This is a genomic window from Nocardia sp. NPDC057440 (assembly GCF_042802915.1).
Lineage (GTDB): Bacteria > Actinomycetota > Actinomycetes > Mycobacteriales > Mycobacteriaceae > Nocardia.
The window spans coordinates 140,483-157,409 of the sequence record NZ_JBHVDF010000013.1; the positions used below are offsets into that span (position 1 = coordinate 140,483).

Annotated in this window: 12 protein-coding genes; 10 read left to right on the forward strand and 2 right to left on the reverse strand. The window is 66.2% G+C overall.

The window, feature by feature from the left end; genetic code table 11:
* Positions 1-2: 2 nt before the first annotated feature.
* Together ACFU4Z_RS25370 and ACFU4Z_RS25375 are read left to right on the forward strand one after the other, a co-directional pair.
* Entirely contained in the window at positions 3-434 is a 432-nt protein-coding gene (locus ACFU4Z_RS25370; RefSeq protein ID WP_364901172.1) for an NfeD family protein, read from the forward strand.
* Positions 434-1,702 (forward strand): SPFH domain-containing protein, encoded by a 1,269-nt coding sequence (locus tag ACFU4Z_RS25375; RefSeq protein ID WP_379067177.1) that lies wholly within the window; start codon positions 434-436, stop codon positions 1,700-1,702. Before ACFU4Z_RS25370 ends, ACFU4Z_RS25375 begins: the two co-directional genes overlap by 1 nt.
* A gap of 68 nt (positions 1,703-1,770) precedes the next feature.
* On the opposite strand, the gene ACFU4Z_RS25380 is transcribed toward ACFU4Z_RS25375, so the two are convergent.
* The gene (locus tag ACFU4Z_RS25380) at positions 1,771-2,337 is read right to left on the reverse strand and encodes a TetR/AcrR family transcriptional regulator (protein ID WP_379067179.1); all 567 of its coding nucleotides are present in this window, start codon (positions 2,335-2,337) and stop codon (positions 1,771-1,773) included.
* A gap of 76 nt (positions 2,338-2,413) precedes the next feature.
* On the opposite strand from ACFU4Z_RS25380, the gene ACFU4Z_RS25385 reads away from it, so the two are divergent.
* The gene (locus tag ACFU4Z_RS25385) at positions 2,414-2,875 is read left to right on the forward strand and encodes a cupin domain-containing protein (RefSeq protein ID WP_379067181.1); all 462 of its coding nucleotides are present in this window, start codon (positions 2,414-2,416) and stop codon (positions 2,873-2,875) included.
* Between the two features lie 34 nt (positions 2,876-2,909).
* Here the strand turns inward: ACFU4Z_RS25385 and ACFU4Z_RS25390 are convergent, their stop codons facing one another.
* A complete protein-coding gene (locus tag ACFU4Z_RS25390; RefSeq protein WP_379067183.1) occupies positions 2,910-3,467 on the reverse strand; it encodes a TetR/AcrR family transcriptional regulator in 558 nt (185 codons plus the stop codon).
* A gap of 153 nt (positions 3,468-3,620) precedes the next feature.
* Between ACFU4Z_RS25390 and ACFU4Z_RS25395 the strand changes: the two genes are divergently transcribed.
* The 7 genes from ACFU4Z_RS25395 to ACFU4Z_RS25425 all read left to right on the forward strand — a co-directional run bounded on the left by ACFU4Z_RS25395 (position 3,621) and on the right by ACFU4Z_RS25425 (position 16,878).
* Entirely contained in the window at positions 3,621-4,553 is a 933-nt protein-coding gene (locus ACFU4Z_RS25395) for a ParB N-terminal domain-containing protein (RefSeq protein WP_379067185.1), read from the forward strand.
* Between the two features lie 52 nt (positions 4,554-4,605).
* Complete coding sequence (locus ACFU4Z_RS25400) at positions 4,606-6,822, forward strand: MMPL family transporter (RefSeq protein ID WP_379067187.1); 2,217 nt, start codon at positions 4,606-4,608, stop codon at positions 6,820-6,822.
* A 16-nt stretch (positions 6,823-6,838) separates the two neighbouring features.
* The gene (locus tag ACFU4Z_RS25405; protein WP_379067189.1) at positions 6,839-7,984 is read left to right on the forward strand and encodes an LLM class flavin-dependent oxidoreductase; all 1,146 of its coding nucleotides are present in this window, start codon (positions 6,839-6,841) and stop codon (positions 7,982-7,984) included.
* 125 nt (positions 7,985-8,109) lie between these two features.
* Positions 8,110-14,394: an SDR family NAD(P)-dependent oxidoreductase gene (locus ACFU4Z_RS25410; protein ID WP_379067191.1), complete on the forward strand. Its 6,285-nt coding sequence runs from the start codon at positions 8,110-8,112 to the stop codon at positions 14,392-14,394.
* An 11-nt stretch (positions 14,395-14,405) separates the two neighbouring features.
* Entirely contained in the window at positions 14,406-15,368 is a 963-nt protein-coding gene (locus tag ACFU4Z_RS25415; protein ID WP_379067193.1) for an AvrD family protein, read from the forward strand.
* Between the two features lie 34 nt (positions 15,369-15,402).
* Entirely contained in the window at positions 15,403-16,179 is a 777-nt protein-coding gene (locus ACFU4Z_RS25420) for an ATP-binding protein (protein WP_379067195.1), read from the forward strand.
* A 9-nt stretch (positions 16,180-16,188) separates the two neighbouring features.
* Positions 16,189-16,878 carry a class I SAM-dependent methyltransferase gene (locus ACFU4Z_RS25425; RefSeq protein WP_379067197.1) on the forward strand — a complete coding sequence of 230 codons (690 nt, stop codon included), beginning with the start codon at positions 16,189-16,191 and terminating at the stop codon, positions 16,876-16,878.
* Positions 16,879-16,927 lie beyond the last annotated feature (49 nt).

Sequence of the window (16,927 nt, forward strand, 5' to 3'; positions counted from 1 at the left end):
TTGTGGCCGCAATTGTTTGGCTGGTCGCGGGGATTCTGCTCGCGGCGGCGGAGATGCTCACCGGAGACCTCACTCTGCTGATGTTGGGCAGCGGTGCGCTCCTGACCGCCGGAATCAGCTTTGCCGCAGACACATCGGTGGTCGTGGACGCGATCGTCTTCGCGGTGGTTTCGATCGTCCTGATGCTCGGGGTGCGGCCGGTTCTGTTGCGGCACTACGGAAAGCCGCCGCTGACGCCGACCAATGTGGACGCGCTGCCCGGCAAGTCGGCACTGGTGCTCGACGCGGTGACCGAGCACAGCGGGCAGGTGAAACTGGGCGGTGAGGTGTGGACCGCCCGGCCGTTCGATCCGACCGAAGAATATCCGGAGGGGACCAAGGTGTTCGTCATGAAGATCGACGGCGCGACCGCCGTCGTCTGGAAGGGGCCGTAATGGCTGTACTGATCGTTGCCGCCGTTCTTGTGCTGCTGGTCGTGGTGGTCGTCTTCAAGTCGATCGCGCTGGTGCCGCAGGCCGAGGCGGCCGTCATCGAGCGGCTCGGACGGTACTCGCGGACCGTGTCCGGCCAGCTGACGTTCCTGGTGCCCTTCGCCGATCGGATCAGGGCGAAGGTGGATCTGCGCGAACGGGTGGTGTCGTTCCCGCCGCAGCCGGTGATCACCGAGGACAACCTGACGCTGCACATCGACACCGTCGTGTACTTCCAGGTGACCAGCCCGCAGGCGGCGGTGTACGAGATCAGCAACTACATCGCGGCGGTCGAGCAGTTGACCGTGACGACGCTGCGCAATGTGGTCGGCGGCATGACGCTGGAACAGACGTTGACCTCCCGTGACCAGATCAACGGGCAGTTGCGCGGCGTGCTGGACGAGGCGACCGGGCGCTGGGGTCTGCGTGTCGCGCGGGTGGAGCTCAAGAGCATCGATCCGCCGCCGTCGATCCAGGAGTCGATGGAAAAGCAGATGAAGGCCGACCGTGAGAAGCGCGCGATGATCCTCACAGCGGAGGGCACGCGGGAATCGCAGATCAAGACGGCCGAGGGCACCAAGCAGGCCGCGATTCTCTCCGCCGAGGGCGCCAAGCAGTCGGCGATCCTCGCGGCCGAGGGCGAACGGCAGAGCCGTATTCTGCGTGCCCAGGGTGAACGCGCGGCCTCCTACCTGCAGGCGCAGGGTCAGGCGAAGGCGATCGAAAAGGTCTTCGCCGCCATCAAATCCGGTAAGCCGACGCCGGAACTGCTTGCCTACCAATACATGCAGACGCTGCCGCTGGTCGCGCGCGGCGATGCGAACAAGGTGTGGCTGGTGCCGAGCGATTTCGGAAAGGCGCTCGAAGGATTCGCGCAGAACTTCGCCACGAAGGGCGAGGACGGCGTCTTTCGCTACGAGCCCGCGCCGGTCGATGATGTGGCGAGCAAGCCGGAGGACGATTCCGACGTCGCGGGGTGGTTCGACACGGCCCGCGATCCAGCCATCGAACGCGCGGTCCGCGCCGCGGAGGCCGACGCCCGCACCCCGGTCGAAGGCGCTACGCCCGCACCGAGGCGCTCCTACGAGCCTTCTCCGCATCAACCGGTGATTCCCGTGCACGAAGCGTTCCCGCCGGATCAGCCGCAGCCACCGCAACCGTCGCAGCAGTACCGGCCCGACGATCCCCATGGTCGTCCGTGGCAGCAGCCGGGTAACAACCCGCAGCAGTAGCTCCGCCTACCGACCGCCCCGCCGTCCGTCAGGACTCCGGGGCGGTTTTTGTTGTCGCGGTGGATGATTCACGACGCACGCAAGCCGTTCACGGCGAGGTCGATGAATCGGAGCCAGTCGCCACTGCCGGTGCGGATGGTCGCGGACAACGCGCCGACGAGCAGGTAGACATCGGCGGCGGTGGCGTCGGCGCGCAGTGTTCCCGCGGCCCGGCCGTCGGTGATCAATACCTGGATCGCCGCCTCGAGTTCGGTCAGGGCGGTGCCGCGTGGTTCGGTCTCCGATGTCCCGCGGGCGGCTTCGATGGCGGCGGAGAGTCCGCGGTCGCCTGCCAGCACCTCACCGACCCTGGTCAGATAGAGCTCGAGCCCGCGGCCGAGTTCGGGCTGCCTGCGGCATTCGGTGCGCGCGTATTCGGCCAGCTCGCCGAACCGATGTTCGGCGGCGGCTTCGACGAGAGCCTGCCGAGTGGGGAAGTGCCGGTACACGGTGCCGACCCCGACCCCCGCGGCCCGCGCCAACTCCGGCATCTGCACGTCGTCGCCGCGTTCGGCGAACAATGCCCTTGCGGTCTCGAGTAGGCGTAACCGGTTGCGCTGCGCATCTTTTCGGCCGGACGTCGATGGGGTTGACAACGTCTGCACTCCTCGGTGTTAATTGAAACGGAATCGGAATCCGGTTCCAGTATCTCACAGTGGAGGACAGCGTTCCATGTCAGAAGACCGTTTCATCTTTCTCGAACCCGGCCAGGTGCGACCGGGACGCGTGCCGATGCCGCCGGCCTTCGCCGTGAAGGCGATGACCGCCGACACCGACGGCCGCTTCTCCCTGCTCGAAGTGATTGTCGCCAGGGACATTCCGCGTCACATCCATCACACGGCCGACGAGGGCATCTACGTCCTCGACGGTGAACTCGGCATCGACTACGACGACCGCACCTACACCGCGGGCACAGGCACCTTCACGCTGTTGCCGCGCGGCATTCCGCATGCGCTGCGCTGCGTCTCGACGCCGCCGCCGCGCGTCCTGCAGATTTCCGCGCCGGGCGGCTGGGAGCACTACCTCGAGGACCTTTTCGAGGCAGGGCCCGCGGTGCTGACCGATGGCGAACTCGACCCGGCGAAGATCAATCCGATCGCCGCCGCCTACGACATTCGGTACGAAGAACGCTGAGCGCATTCTCCCCGCCGCGCCCGCGGGAGCAGGACTATCCGACGGACTGCAGGTTCGCGGTGAGCATCTGGACCGCGGCGCGGCGCAGGTCGCGGCGGGGACGGCGGACATCGAGTTCGGCGATGCAGATCTCGGCGACCATGGCCACCTTCAGCTGCGACGCGGCGTTCGGGTCCGGCCAGCCCACCGCGACCATATCCGGTTGCCCCACCGCGACAAAGATTTCGTGGCGTCTGCGGATCTCCTCGCGCAGATCCGGATCGGTGCGCGCCTGCACCATGAACGCCTCGGTGCCACGCGCATCGAGGCAGGCATCGAGAAATGCGTCGAGGCTCAGGCCGACCCGCTCCAGCCCTGGTGGAATGCCGACCAGGGCAGCCATCACCTTCTGTGAGAGGGAATCGAAGAACCGGCGGTGTAGTGCGATGACATAACTGCGGCGATTGACGAAGTGGCGGTAGAAGGTGCCTTTCGCCATCCCGGCTTCCGCGACCACCGCATTGATCGAAAGGCGTTGTAGCCCCTCGCGTTCCGCTACCACAGTGCCCGCGATCAGCAGTGCCGTACGACCGGGGTCGGCAATGACTGTCATAGTTTCGCACTCTCCCCACTCTTTTTGGAAAGCCTAGTATCGAACACCCCGCGCACATACGCTGTGACCGATCGGTCGGAGCCTAGACGGTTTCGAGACCGTCTGGTCATCGATGACCGTGCCGTTTCTGGGTGACACCCCTGGGGGTTTCGAATGTCCGCTGAGCGAAGTTTTACCGCCGGTGATGTAGTTCCAATCTCGACCAGCGCGCGCTATCTGGTTTCGATCGATCAGTTGTTGCCCGCGGACTCGCCTCGTTCCAATGGCGAGGACCGCAAGCATATCGCCCGGCTCGCCGAGATCGAGGCGGAACTGCCGCCAATCCTGGTGCACCGCAGCACAATGCGGGTTATCGACGGGATGCACCGGCTGCGGGCCGCGCGGTTGCGGCAGCAGGACAGCATCGAGGTCGAATTCTTCGACGGCAGTCAGGCCGAGGCCTTTCTCCGCGGCGTCGAACTGAACACGACGCACGGGCTGCCGCTGACGCTCTCGGATCGAAAGGTGGCGGCCGAGCGCATCATTGATTCGATGCCGGAGTTGTCGGACCGGGCGATCGCGGCCAGCACCGGTCTGTCGGGGAAGACAGTCGCCGCCATTCGAAAGCGTTCGAGTGCGGAAATTCCGCAGTCGAACGTTCGTGTCGGCGCAGACGGACGCCGCAGGCCACTGGATCGGACGCAGCGCAGGCGGCGGGTGGCCGAGTTGCTGGCCGGCTCGCCCGATATGCCGCTGCGTGCCTTGGCCGCGGCCGCGGAAGTGTCGATCAGCACCGCCCACGCCATCCGGAAGCGATTGCGTGAGATGGACTGTCCGGTCGGCGTCGGCAGTTCCGAACAACCGGATGACGCCTCGCTGCTGCTGCAACAGCTCACCCGCGATCCCGCCATGCGGTTGAACCAACAGGGCCGAGATCTGTTGCGCTGGCTGCACACCCACTCGATCCAGCGCGATGTCTGGACCACCCTGATCGCCGCTGTGCCACCGCACACCGTGCCGGTCATCACCGAACTCGCCAGCAAGAACGCCAAAGAATGGCGCGCGCTGGCCAGCTCGATCGATTCCGCATCCGCTGCCACCGAATAGTCACCCGAGCGTAATTCTCCCGAACGCCCGAGATCTGAACGAGGTATTCGTCATGCTTGTTGGTGTCGCACGCATTGCGTCGCGTCGGCCGCGTTCAATTCTCTATGGGGCCTTACTGATCGGAATTGTCTGTGTCGCACTCGGCTGGACCGCGCCTGCGCACTTGAAATCGGGTGGCTTCGTGCCGCCGAACACCGAGTCGACGCAAGTCGCGGCACTGCTGAATCGCAGTTTTCCTGGCGCGGCGCCGAATATCGTGCTCCTGGTCAGCGCACCGGAGGGCATCGATAGCCCCGCGGCACGGTCGGTCGGCGAACGACTGTCGAAGGACCTGCGCGGGCGCGGCGACATCGACGCCGTCCAGTCGTACTGGGAACTGCCCGTTGACCTGAGGCAGGCGTTGCGCAGCAGTGATGACCGCAGCGGCCTGATACTCGCCCACGTCACCGGCGACGACACCGACGCGCCGAAGCGAGCGGGCAAGATCGCCGAACAGCTCGCACGCGAAACCGGCGACGTCACGGTCCGAGCGGGCGGCCAGGCGGTCGCACTCGACCAGATGAGCCACCAGATCATCAAAGATCTTCTGGTCACGGAGGCAATTGCCGTGCCGCTGACCGGGTTGGCGCTGATGTTGGTGTTCGGCAGCGTGATCGCGTCGATGATTCCGCTCGCTGTCGGTGTCTTCACCATCTTCGCGACGCTGCCGATTCTGCGGCTGCTCTCCGGGATCGGTGATGTGTCGATCTTCGCGCTGAACATGATGAGCGCACTGGGTTTCGCGGTCGCTATCGATTCGAGCCTGTTCATGGTCAGCAGATTCCGTGAGGAACTCGCCGGTGGCCGCGACACGACGGCGGCCGTGCTGCGTACCGCACAGACAGCCGGCCGCACTGTGCTGTTCTCCGGCCTCGTCGTGGCGCTGTCGCTGTCGACGTTGCTGGTGTTCCCGCTGTATTTCCTGCGTTCGCTGGCCTACGCGGGGTTGGCCGTGCTCGCGGCGGCTGTGTTCACGACGTTGCTGCTCGTGCCCGCCGCGCTCGCGGTGCTCGGACCACGGGTGAACCTGTTCGATCTGCGAATCCCGATGCGCCGCCTGCTGCGTCGCCCGCCGCCGGTCGCCGTCGATCCGGCCGCGAGTCGCTGGTATCGCGCGGTGACCGTGGTGATGCGGCATCCCGTGGTCGCCGCGGCGGCCGTGATCGCCGTGCTGCTGGTGCTCGGCGCGCCGTTCCTGTCGATACGGTTCGGGTCCGCCGACGACCGGGTGATCGCCGGGGCAACCAGCCACGAGGTCGGCGATGCGCTGCGCACCGACTTCCGTGAAAATGCCATGGCAGGCGTGCTCGTGGCGCTGCCCGACTATCACGGGCCGATCGAATCGATCGGCGCCTACGCCGCGCAGCTGTCGCGCGTCGACGGTGTCACCTCGGTGGTCTCGGCGGCCGGTACCTACATCGGCGGCACGCGCCTGGCTTCCGCGCTGCCCGATATGGCCAATGACGCGGGCGCCTGTCTCCGGATCGGCACTCGGCTCGATCCCTATTCGCCTGCGGGCATCGACCAGTTGGACCGGATTCGCGCGGTGACCGCACCCGGTCAGGCCCGCTTCGGCGGCGCCGCGGCGGAGAACGCCGATTCGCTGCGTGCCCTCGGCGCGAAGGTTCCGCTAGCGATCGCGCTGGTCGCGCTGTCCACGTTCGTAGTGCTGTTCCTCTTCACCGGCAGCGTCGTGCTGCCGGTGAAAGCGCTGGTGCTCAACACGCTGTCGCTATCGGCGACCTTCGGCGCGATGGTGTGGATCTTCCAGGAAGGGCATCTGGCCGCACTCTTCGGTTTCGCTCCGACCGGCTATCTCGTGCCGACCATGCCGATTCTGATGTTCTGCATCGCTTTCGGCGTGTCGATGGACTACGAGGTGTTCCTGCTCTCGCGCATCCGTGAGGACTGGCTGTCGTTCGGCGACAACACCCATGCCGTGGCCATGGGCGTGGCGCGGACCGCGCGCATTTTCACCGCCGCCGCCTGTCTGATGGCCATCGCCTTCGCGGGGATGGTGACCTCGCACGTGTCGTTCATCCAATTGTTCGGCCTCGGATTGACGCTGGCGGTGCTGTCGGACGCCACCTTGATCCGCGGTGTGCTCGCGCCCGCGCTGATGCGGCTGATGGGCGCCGCAAACTGGTGGGCGCCGCGCCGCCTCGCGACTCTGCACGAACGCATCGAAATCTCCGAGACCAGCGTCGATCTCGAGCCAGTAGCCAAATGATCGAACAGGACACGACATGGCGAAATTTCGCACCGGCGTCATGGATTCGGGTGTCTACACCCGGTTTTCGCCCGACCTGCAGTTCCGCGGCAGCCGTTCATTGGCGATGGCAGGCGGCGCGGACTCGCTGTGGGTGACCGACCATCTGCCCTCCATCCTGCCCGCGTCGATCTGGCACCCAAGGCACGTCGGCATCACCAGGCTCGCACCGCACGCCGACGGGATCTATGAGCCGTGGACCGCGCTCGGCTATCTCGCCGCGCAGAACCGGCTGGCGCGGATGCGCCTCGGGGTCGGCGTCACCGATGCGGGCAGACGTAATCCGGCGGTGACCGCGCAAGCCGCGGCGACGCTGCACCAATTGAGCAGGGGCCGGGCGATTCTCGGCATCGGCACCGGCATCCGCGACAACAACGAGCCCTACGGTGTGGACTGGAAAGCGCCGGTGGCGCGCTTCGAGGAAGCGCTGGCGACCATCCGGGCGCTGTGGGATTCACGCGGCAGCTTGGTCACTCGGGAGTCGGCGCACTTCCCGTTGCGGGACGCCGTCTTCGATATTCCGCCGTATCGCGGCACCCGGCCCGAGATCTGGGTCGCCGCGGGAGGCCCGCGAATGTTGCGCGCCGCAGGACGATACGCCGACGTGTGGTTCCCTGGCTTCGCTCAACAGCCGCAGGATTACCGGCAGCGGCTCGAACAGGTCCGCAGCGCGGCATCCGACGCAGGCCGCAATCCGATGGCGGTCGAAGCCGCGGCGGTGTTCAGCGTGCTCACCGGCGCGCGACAGTCCGATGTCGACGAGCTGACCGACAGCGTCGGGGCGCGGGCGCTCACGCTCTGTGCCCCCGGCGAGATGTGGACAAGACACGGCGCCACCCATCCGATGGGCGCGGATTTCGCCGGGCTGCAGGACCTCATTCCGCAGACCTTGGACGAACCGACCGTGCTCGAATACATCGAAAAAGTCCCGCGGTCGCTGGTGCGCGAATTCTGCCTGACCGGGACACCGGACGAAGTGATCGATCAGCTGGCCGAATGGCGCGACAACGGCCTGCGTTATGCCGTGCTCATGAACCTGAGTGCAATTCATCCGAAAATACGAAGCGGGATGTTGTCGAATGCGCCGCTTGTATCGATCTTGCGCAGGCTGAAACGCTTCTAATGCAACAAGATTGACGTCTGAACCACCCCGCGAATATTATGGACATCGCGAGCGAAGAGGCTCGATCGATATTTATGCTGCGGGTGGGGTTCGGCATATCTAATTTCCGTAGACCAGGAGTGATAATGGTCGACATTGCAATTGTGGGTATCGGCTGCCGATTTCCCGGCGGCGTATTCGACCCGGAGAGCTACTGGAATTTTCTCCTCGCGAAGGGTGACGGCATCGTCGATATTCCGGCGGATCGCTGGAGTGTCGAGAAGTACTACGACCCGGACCCGGAGGCGCCGGGCCGGATGTACACCAGGCGCGGTGGCTTCCTCGCTCAACCGCTATGGGATTTCGATGCCGACTTCTTCGGCATCGCCCATCGCGAGGCCGCCATCCTGGACCCGCAGCAGCGGCTGCTGCTGGAGGTGACCTGGGAGGCGCTCGACGACGCGGGGATGGCCGGGCGGGTCTCCGGACATTCCGTCGGCGTCTACATCGGCGGATTCATTCTCGACAACGTGCTCGGCCGCAGTGGTCCGCTGGTGCGAGAGGCGATCACGAATCACACCGCGATGAGCGCCTCGCACACCCTGCTGTCGAACCGCATCTCGTATCTGCTCGACCTGCACGGACCCAGCCTGACTGTCGACACGGCGTGCTCGTCGTCGCTGGTCGCCACGCACTTGGCGGTCCAGGCGATCACGAACGGTGAGTGCGAAATGGCACTGGCCGGCGGCGCGAACACCATGTTGCAGCCGGAGACGTTCATCTCCATGTGCAAGGGTCGCTTCCTCGCCGTCGACGGCCGTTGCAAGACCTTCGACGCGGCCGCCGACGGGTACGGCCGTGCGGAGGGCGCGGGCGCGGTGCTGCTGAAGTCGCTGGAGGCGGCCCAGCGCGACAACGACCGCATCTACGCGGTCGTCCGTGCGACAGGGGTCAACCAGGACGGTCGCACAATCGCCATTCCGGTGCCGAATCCTATTGCCCAGGAACAACTTGCGCGACAGGTCCGCGAGGACGCCGGCATTGCGGGGCACGAGGTGAGCTATCTGGAAGCGCACGGCACCGGCACCGCCGTGGGCGATCCGATCGAATTGACGGCGCTGGGAGCGGTATACGGCGCAGTGGACGGCCGCAATGAACCGGTGCCGGTCGGCTCGGTGAAGAACAACTTCGGGCACACCGAAGCGGCGGCCGGCGTCGCGAGTCTCATCAAGGCGGCGCTGACGCTGCACCACCGCACCGTGGCGCCGCAATGCTCGCTCGATACGCCGAATCCGGACATCCCCTTCGGCGAGCTACGGCTGCGCGTTCCGTTGGCTGCCGAGCCGTTGCCCGCAGCACCGGGGAAGGGCATCGTCGCGGTCAACGGATTCGGGTACGGCGGCACCAACGCACATGTCGTGCTCGGCGAAGCGCCGCGGCCGGTGCCGGCAACCGAGGACGAGCGTCCGGTACTGCGCGTGCTGCCGGTCTCCGGACGCGGCGAGGCCGCCGTGCGGACACTCGCGGGCGAGATGGCTTCGGCGCTGGCCGAGCAGCCCATCGAGGCGGTGACGGCGGCGGCATGGACCCGCCGCGCCCACCACCCACTGCGCGTCGGGTTCGCCTACGAGAACGCCGAGGACTTGCGCGCCCAGCTGGCCGCTTTCGCCGCGGGCGAGGGCCGCGCACCGAGCCGGATCGTCGGTGACGGGGAGGTCGAGCCGGTCTTCGTGTTCAGCGGCATGGGTCCGCAGTGGTGGGGAATGGGCCGTGAATTGCTCACCGCCGACTGCACTTTCGCAAGGGTGGCGCGCGAGATCGACCGTGAGTTCGTCGCGGTGGCCGGCTGGTCGATCCTCGACGAGATGCTCGCCGACGAGGCCGATTCGCGCATTATGCAGACCGCGTTCGCCCAGCCCGCCAACTTCCTGTTGCAGGCGGCGCTGGCCGCCGAACTCGCCGATTACGGCATCTATCCGTCGGTGGTAGTCGGTCACAGCGTCGGTGAAGTCGCCGCCGCGTACGTCTCCGGCGCACTGTCGCTGCGCGACGCGGTGACCGTCAGCTATCACCGATCCCGTTTGCAGGCCTCGACGGCGGGCACCGGCGGGATGCTCGCCGTCGGCATGTCCGAGGCCGACGCGCGCGAGCTGCTCGCGCGCACCGAGGGCATCTCGATCGCCGCGGTCAACAGTCCCGGCTCGATCACCCTCGCAGGCGACAGCCAGGACCTGGAGATGCTGCGCGACATGCTGGCTTCCACCGGTGTCTTCGCCCGCACCCTGCGGGTCGAGGTGCCCTATCACAGCCACCTCATGGACCCGATCCTCGACGAGCTGCGTGCCGAATTGGCCTCGCTCGCACCGCGGGATGCGAAGCTAACCACCTATTCCACCGTGACGGCGGACGAGATCACGGGCGACACCTGGACCGGCGACTACTGGTGCCGCAATGTTCGTGAGCCCGTCCGGTTCGCCGACGCCATCGGTGCGTTGGTCGACGCTGGGCACCGGGTGTTTCTCGAGGTCGGGCCGCACCCGGTGCTCAGCGGCAACATCCGGGAGATGCTGATCCAGCGGGGCGTGGTCGGTGCCTCGGTGACCACGCTGGCGCGTGACCGGCGTGACCGCCGGCATGTGCTGCGCGCGGTGGCCGATCTGTATGTCGCGGGCTCGCTGGACGGTTCGTCGATCCCGGGCAGTCCCGCCTCCGTGGTCGCACACGTCGATCTGCCCGCCTACCCGTGGCAGCGCAAGCGCATCTGGCACGACGAGCCGGTCACGTTGCTCGACCGGCTCGGCACGCCGGACAGCCGTGCGCTGCTCGGCGACTCCATCTCGGCCGTGTCATCGGAATGGGAAGTGCAGCTTTCGGTTTCGCGTCTGCCCTGGCTGGCCGACCATGTCGTGGATGGTTACGTCGTGCTGCCGGGCGCCGCCTATCTGGATGCCGCGCTCAGCGCCGCGATCGAGCGCACCGGCCGTACGAGCGCAGGACTGGAGTCGGTGGAATTCGTCGCGCCGCTGGTGATCGATGAACACGATGTGCCGGTGCTGCGGGTGACCGTCGAGGAATCGACGCGCCGATTCATGATCCGTTCGCGTTCGGCCGATACCGTGAACTGGACATTGAACGCCCACGGCCGGCTGATCGAGGCCGCTTTCGAGCCTGCGCTCGAGAACATCGGCGCACCGGCGGACGCCACGGTCATCGCGGGTCCGGATCTGTACCGCGCCTTGGCTTCTCGCGGGCTCGACTACGGGCCTGCCTTCCAGCGCATCGTGTCGGCCGTCGTCGGCCGAGATGCTGTCGTCGCGTCACTGGCGCCGGTCGAGGTCGCACACCGGCATCTGGCCCACCCGGCCATCGTCGATGCGGCATTGCAGTGCGTTGCCGCACTGGCCGCCGGTCCGGCTGCGAATTCCGATGTCGCCATCGTGCCTGCCTCGATCGCGGGCGTGCGGTGGCTCGGCGAGCTGCCCGAGCGCCCGAGGGTGGTGGTGACCAGGCAGGGCAGCGATCCGCTGCGCGCCGATATCGCGATCGTCGGCGAGCACGGCGAGGTCGCGATGCGGATGACCGGAGTCGAATTCCGTCCCGTCAGCGCGGCTGTCGATATTCCACATCAGCTGGAACAGGTTTTCTACCAGCCGATCTGGGAGATCATCGACCCACAACTATCCGCCGAACAGACCGAATCCGATGAGGTCGTCGTCACTGTCTGTGTCGGGCCCCACGCTGCCGATCGCGCGGTCGCGCTGCTCGGGGATCGGTCCGATCGGACCGTTGTGATCACCGATCCCGCCGACGACGGCACCGAAGAACGGCTGCGACTCGCGCTGCGCACCGAAGAAGTATCGGTCGGCCCACGGATCCGGGTGGTCGTCGTCTTCGACACCGAATTCGCGGCCGCTCAGAACGTTTACTGGCTGGCCCGAATCGCGAAGGCCGTCGAGGATCTGCGCAACGACGACGAGGCGGTGCGGATTCGCGGTGTCCTGGTCACCGAACAGGCACTGTGCACGCCCGCGGACTCCTCTGCCCGAATCCGCCACGGCGCGTTGATCGGCGCGCGCCGGGCGCTGCTCAACGAGCAGCCGGTGGCCCGGTGGCGACTGATCGATCTGGACGGAACCGCAGGGCAGCCTGCCGCGGATCTGATTCTGGCGGAGGACATCGTCGATGAGATCGCGGTGCGCGGTGCCGCGCAGTGGGCCGTGCGGCTCGAGCAGAACCTCGGGTCCTACCTCGAGCAGCGCGAGCAGCCCGGACCGCTGTCGCGGCCCGACCAATCCTTCGAGGTGGAGATCCCCAGGTCCCGGCTGATGTCGGATCTGGCGCTGCGCGAAATCGACCGGGTCGCGCCGGGACCCGGCGAGATCGAGATCCGGATGGATGCCGTCGGACTGAACTACAAGGACGCCATGAAAATCATCGGCGTTCTCACCGAAAAGGAACTCGGCGACACCTATTTCGGAATGACAGTGGGTATGGAGGGCTCCGGTCTGGTCGAACGGATCGGGCCGGACGTCACCGATATCGCCATCGGCGACCGGATGATGGTGTGCGCGGGCGACATCCTGCGCAAATACGTCACGATGCCCGCCGACGCGGGCGCGACGCTGCCGCATCCGCTCGAGCCCGGCGAATACTACGACCCGTTGACCTGCGGTTCTGGATTGCCTTTCCTGACAGCCGAATTCGGTTTGCGCGCGCTGGCCAAGTTGCAGCCGGGTGAGACCGTGCTGATCCATGGCGCAGCGGGCGGCATGGGCATGGCAGCGGTACAGGTCGCGTTGAATATCGGCGCTCGGGTGATCGCGACGGCAGGCACGCCGGAACGACGCGAGCACGTGCGGTCGGTGGGTGCGCACGAGGTGCTGAACTCGCGGTCGGCCGATTTCGTCGACGACATCGCGCGACTGACCGGCGGGCGTGGCGTGGACGTGGTCTATAGCTCGGCGCCGGGGGAGATCCTGCAGCAGAACTTCCGTGTCGCAGCGGAATTCGGCCGGATCATCGACATCGGCAAAGCCGATATCTACACCGGCGGCGTCATCGATCTCGGGCCGTTCGACCGCAACCTCACATTCATCGCCGTCGACATGGATCGGGCGCTCGCGCACGATCCGGAGATTCTGCGCAGGCCGATGCGGATCACCCAGCAGGCCCTGCGCGACGGCACCTACCAATACCTGCCCTACACCGCCTATCGGCTGTCCGAACTCGTCGCCGCGTTCGAGTCGGTGGCGAGGGCGGATCAGGTCGGCAGGGTGGTAGTGGACTTCCGTGAGGATCAACCGATGGTGCGGCCGAGGCTGGAATATCCGCGGATCGACCCTGCCGCACGCTATCTCGTGACGGGAGGATTCGGCGGCTTCGGTCTCGCCACGGCCCGCTGGCTGGTTCGGGAGGGGGCGCGCAGGCTGGTGCTCGCGGGGCGCAGCGGCGCTGCCAGCCCACAGGCCCGCGCCCAGATCGCCGAATTCACCGAGGCAGGAGTCGAAGTGATCCAGGAGCGCCTCGACATTTCCGACTATGACGCCACGGTCGGTCTGATTGCCAGGATCGACGGCGCGGCCGGGCCGTTGCGCGGCATCTTCCACGCCGCCGGGGTGGTCAACAATCTGCCCATTCCGCAGATCACGCGCGAGTCGGTCGACGACCTGTTCGCCAAGGTGCGCGGCGCCGAGAATCTCGACCGGGCCACCGATGCGGCCGGAGTCGAGCTCGACATGTTCGTGCTGTACTCCTCGATCAGCGCACTCGGCTGTATCACTCCGCAGGTCGGTTACGCCGCAGCCAATGCCGCGCTCGACGCGCTTGCGGCCAACCGGCGCGGTCGAGGCGCGGCCGTGCTGTCGGTGAACTGGGGCTTCATGAGTGGCGGCGGTATGGCCGACACCACCGAGGCCTTGGTCGAGTACGTCAAGATGCTCGGCTTCCTCCCCATCGACATGGACAGGGCGACCACGCTGCTGCGTGAATGTCTGTCACTCGACACCGCGCAGGCCGCGGTGGCCGACATCGATTGGGAGGTGTGGTCGCGCGGCGCTCGGCCTTCCACCGAAACCCACCGGTTCCGCCAACTGCTCGCCGAAATCGGCGTCGGCGGCCCATCGGGCGGCACGCTGCGCGCCGAGATCCTCACATTGCCGACCGAGCAGCGAGTCGATTTCATCGCGCAGCGGCTCGCCGACCAACTCGCGGTGGTGCTCGGCGTGGAGACCGACACCATCAATATCGACGAACCGGTCACCGACCTCGGTATGGACTCGTTGATGGCGATGGAATTCGGCGCCCGCACCGAAAAGGCGCTCGACCTCAAGATTTCCGCGCTCGAGATCAGCAGGGGCCTGTCGCTGCGCGGTCTGGGTACCAAAATTGTCAGCCAATTCGAGACGCCCGGCGACGAGCCGGTCGCGGCCTGAAAGGACGCGGCATGTCCACCGAACTGATCGCATTCGACACCATCGACGCCGTATTGGGCCACCGGGAGGGCCGCTTCTTCGGCGAAGGCTACAAGCGAATCGCCCACCACATCTTCGATATCGCGCTGGATCACGATCCGGCAGGCAGACCACGACTCACCGCCTCGGCAGGGGTGACCTATCCGCTCGACTGGTCGCAGAAGAGCTCCCGGGTGCTCGAGCCGCATCTGAGCAGCATCGATTGCTCGATCTTCGGCTACCGCCTGCTCGAGGTCATCCTGCGAGAGTTCTGCGGACTGACACCGGGTGAAATCCGGTCGTCGTGGCTGTCCTACATCCAGTTCAGCAGCGGCACCGCGGCGACCGAATCGCTCGACCAGTTCCGGATCGTCGCAACCGTCACCGCGGTCGGGGACTCCTCGATCACCGTCACCAGCGAGCTCGGCGCGACCATGGCGCTGGAAGCCACTGTCGCACTACCGGTCACACCGCGATTGCGAACCATGGAGCCATGCACTGTGCTGGAGGAAGGACACGGATATTTTCACGGCGCGGTCTATGCGCGCGGTCAGTACCTGCGCAACGTCGTGATAGCCAGTGAGGAAAGCCGGGCCGGCGCCGAATTCGAACTGGTGGAGCAGGATTCGCCAGGAGGCGGGCGCGGCGTCGCCGATGCCTACCAGCCGTCCGTGACGCTGGTCGACGCGACGGTGATCCTGGCGCAGCTGTCCCAGGTCCTGCTCTACGAACTGGACAATATCGCCCGCAAGGACAGCGAAACGCTGTGGATGCGACGGATGACGGCCCGGGCCGCCACTGCGCCGCCGCCCTATGCGCCCGGCCCGGCATCGACGCAGATGGTGCGGTCGATGATCCTCACCTTCGGCGGTGGCGATTGGCGAATATCCACCTGGGAATCGGATTTCGCGGGTTGCGAGATCCGATACGACCTGGCCCATCGACTTCCCGCGTAGTTCCGCGGAACCTGTTCTCCGAGAAAGGCATCCCATGTCGGGAATCAATTATCGACGCATCGTGATCTCCGGAACCTATTCCACCGGGAAGACCACCACCTCGACCGCACTGTCCCTGCTGACCGGCATTCCCCGGGTCGACGCCTCGTCGGCACGTGAGGTGGTCACCGAACTGTATCCGGGTATGCGCTTCCAGGATCTGAGCACCACCGAACTCATGGCGCTCGGCTTCCGCCGCCTGGAACTGCGGATCCAGGCCGAGGCCATCCTGGACGCCGAGGGCGGATTCGTCGCCGACGGCTCCGTGCTCAACGAGTGGATCTATGGCACCACCCGGCTGATCACCGGCCCCAATCCCGGATCGGCACGATGGCACAAGGTCCTGAAGAACACCATCACCCTGCCCGGTCGGCCGTTCTATCGCCGCTATCTGAATGCCTACGGGGACATGGCAAGACAGCGCGCCAGGCAGAACTACGACATCTTCTTCCACCTCCCGGTGGAGGTGCCGATGGATCCGGACGGCCACCGCCCGGTCGACGAGCGCTACCGCGCCCTCTCCGATCAGAAGCTGCTGCATGCGATCAGTGAGCTCGGCCAGCCCGTGGTGACCGTGCGCGGCACCCCGGAGCAGCGGCTGGAATCGATCATGAAGGTACTGGACATCCCCACCGTGATGGATATCGATGTCGCGGTGAAGGAGGCGATGGAAATCGTGCGCTCCAGCCGGGAGCGGGTCCAGGAAGCGATCATCGCGCAGCAGGAACTTCCCACCCTTGCCAAGAAGATCAAGTTCGCTACCCGCGTCTAGGAGAAAACCATGACCGTTCTGTTGGATAAGACCAAGCGCTACAACCCGATCGACTCCTGGTTCTACGACAACTTCATCTCCGACGCGGTCCGTGACATGACCCCGACACTGTTCGACGACGTCGCCGCCGAATTGAAGGACAAGGCGCAGGTTCTCGATGTCGGTTGCGGCGGTGGACAACTCGCGGTCGGCTTGGCCACCGCCGGCGAGCACTTGCAGCTCAGCGGCATCGATCTGTCACCGCAGCAGGTCCGGCGCGCCCAGAAGCGCGGGGCGCCGCTGGGCGGCCGCGTCCAGTTCCGGCAGGGTTCGGCGATGGATCTGCCGTTCGCGGACAACAGCTTCGACGCCGTTCTCAGCTCCGGGTCGATCAAGCATTGGCCGGATCAGCGCAAGGGCCTGTCGGAAATGATCCGGGTGCTGCGTCCGGGCGGTCTGCTGCTGATCATCGAGGCCGACCGTGGCTGCACCTTCGAGGATGCCCAAGGGTTCGTCGATCGGTGGCGGCTGCCGCGTCCGATGGCACGCGCCTGCCTGCCGTTCTTCCGCACCTACATCGCTGGTTACGGCCTCGATCTGGAGGACGGACGGCAGCTCGTCGAGGATCTGCCGGTCGCCGGTGCGACGGTCGAACGCATCACGGGCGAACCGGGGATCCAGATCACCGCGCGAAAGGTCGAGGTAGCGCAGCCGGTCTAGACGTGCAGCGGCAGACAGCGCCGACGACCCGGAGTTCCGCACGGAACTC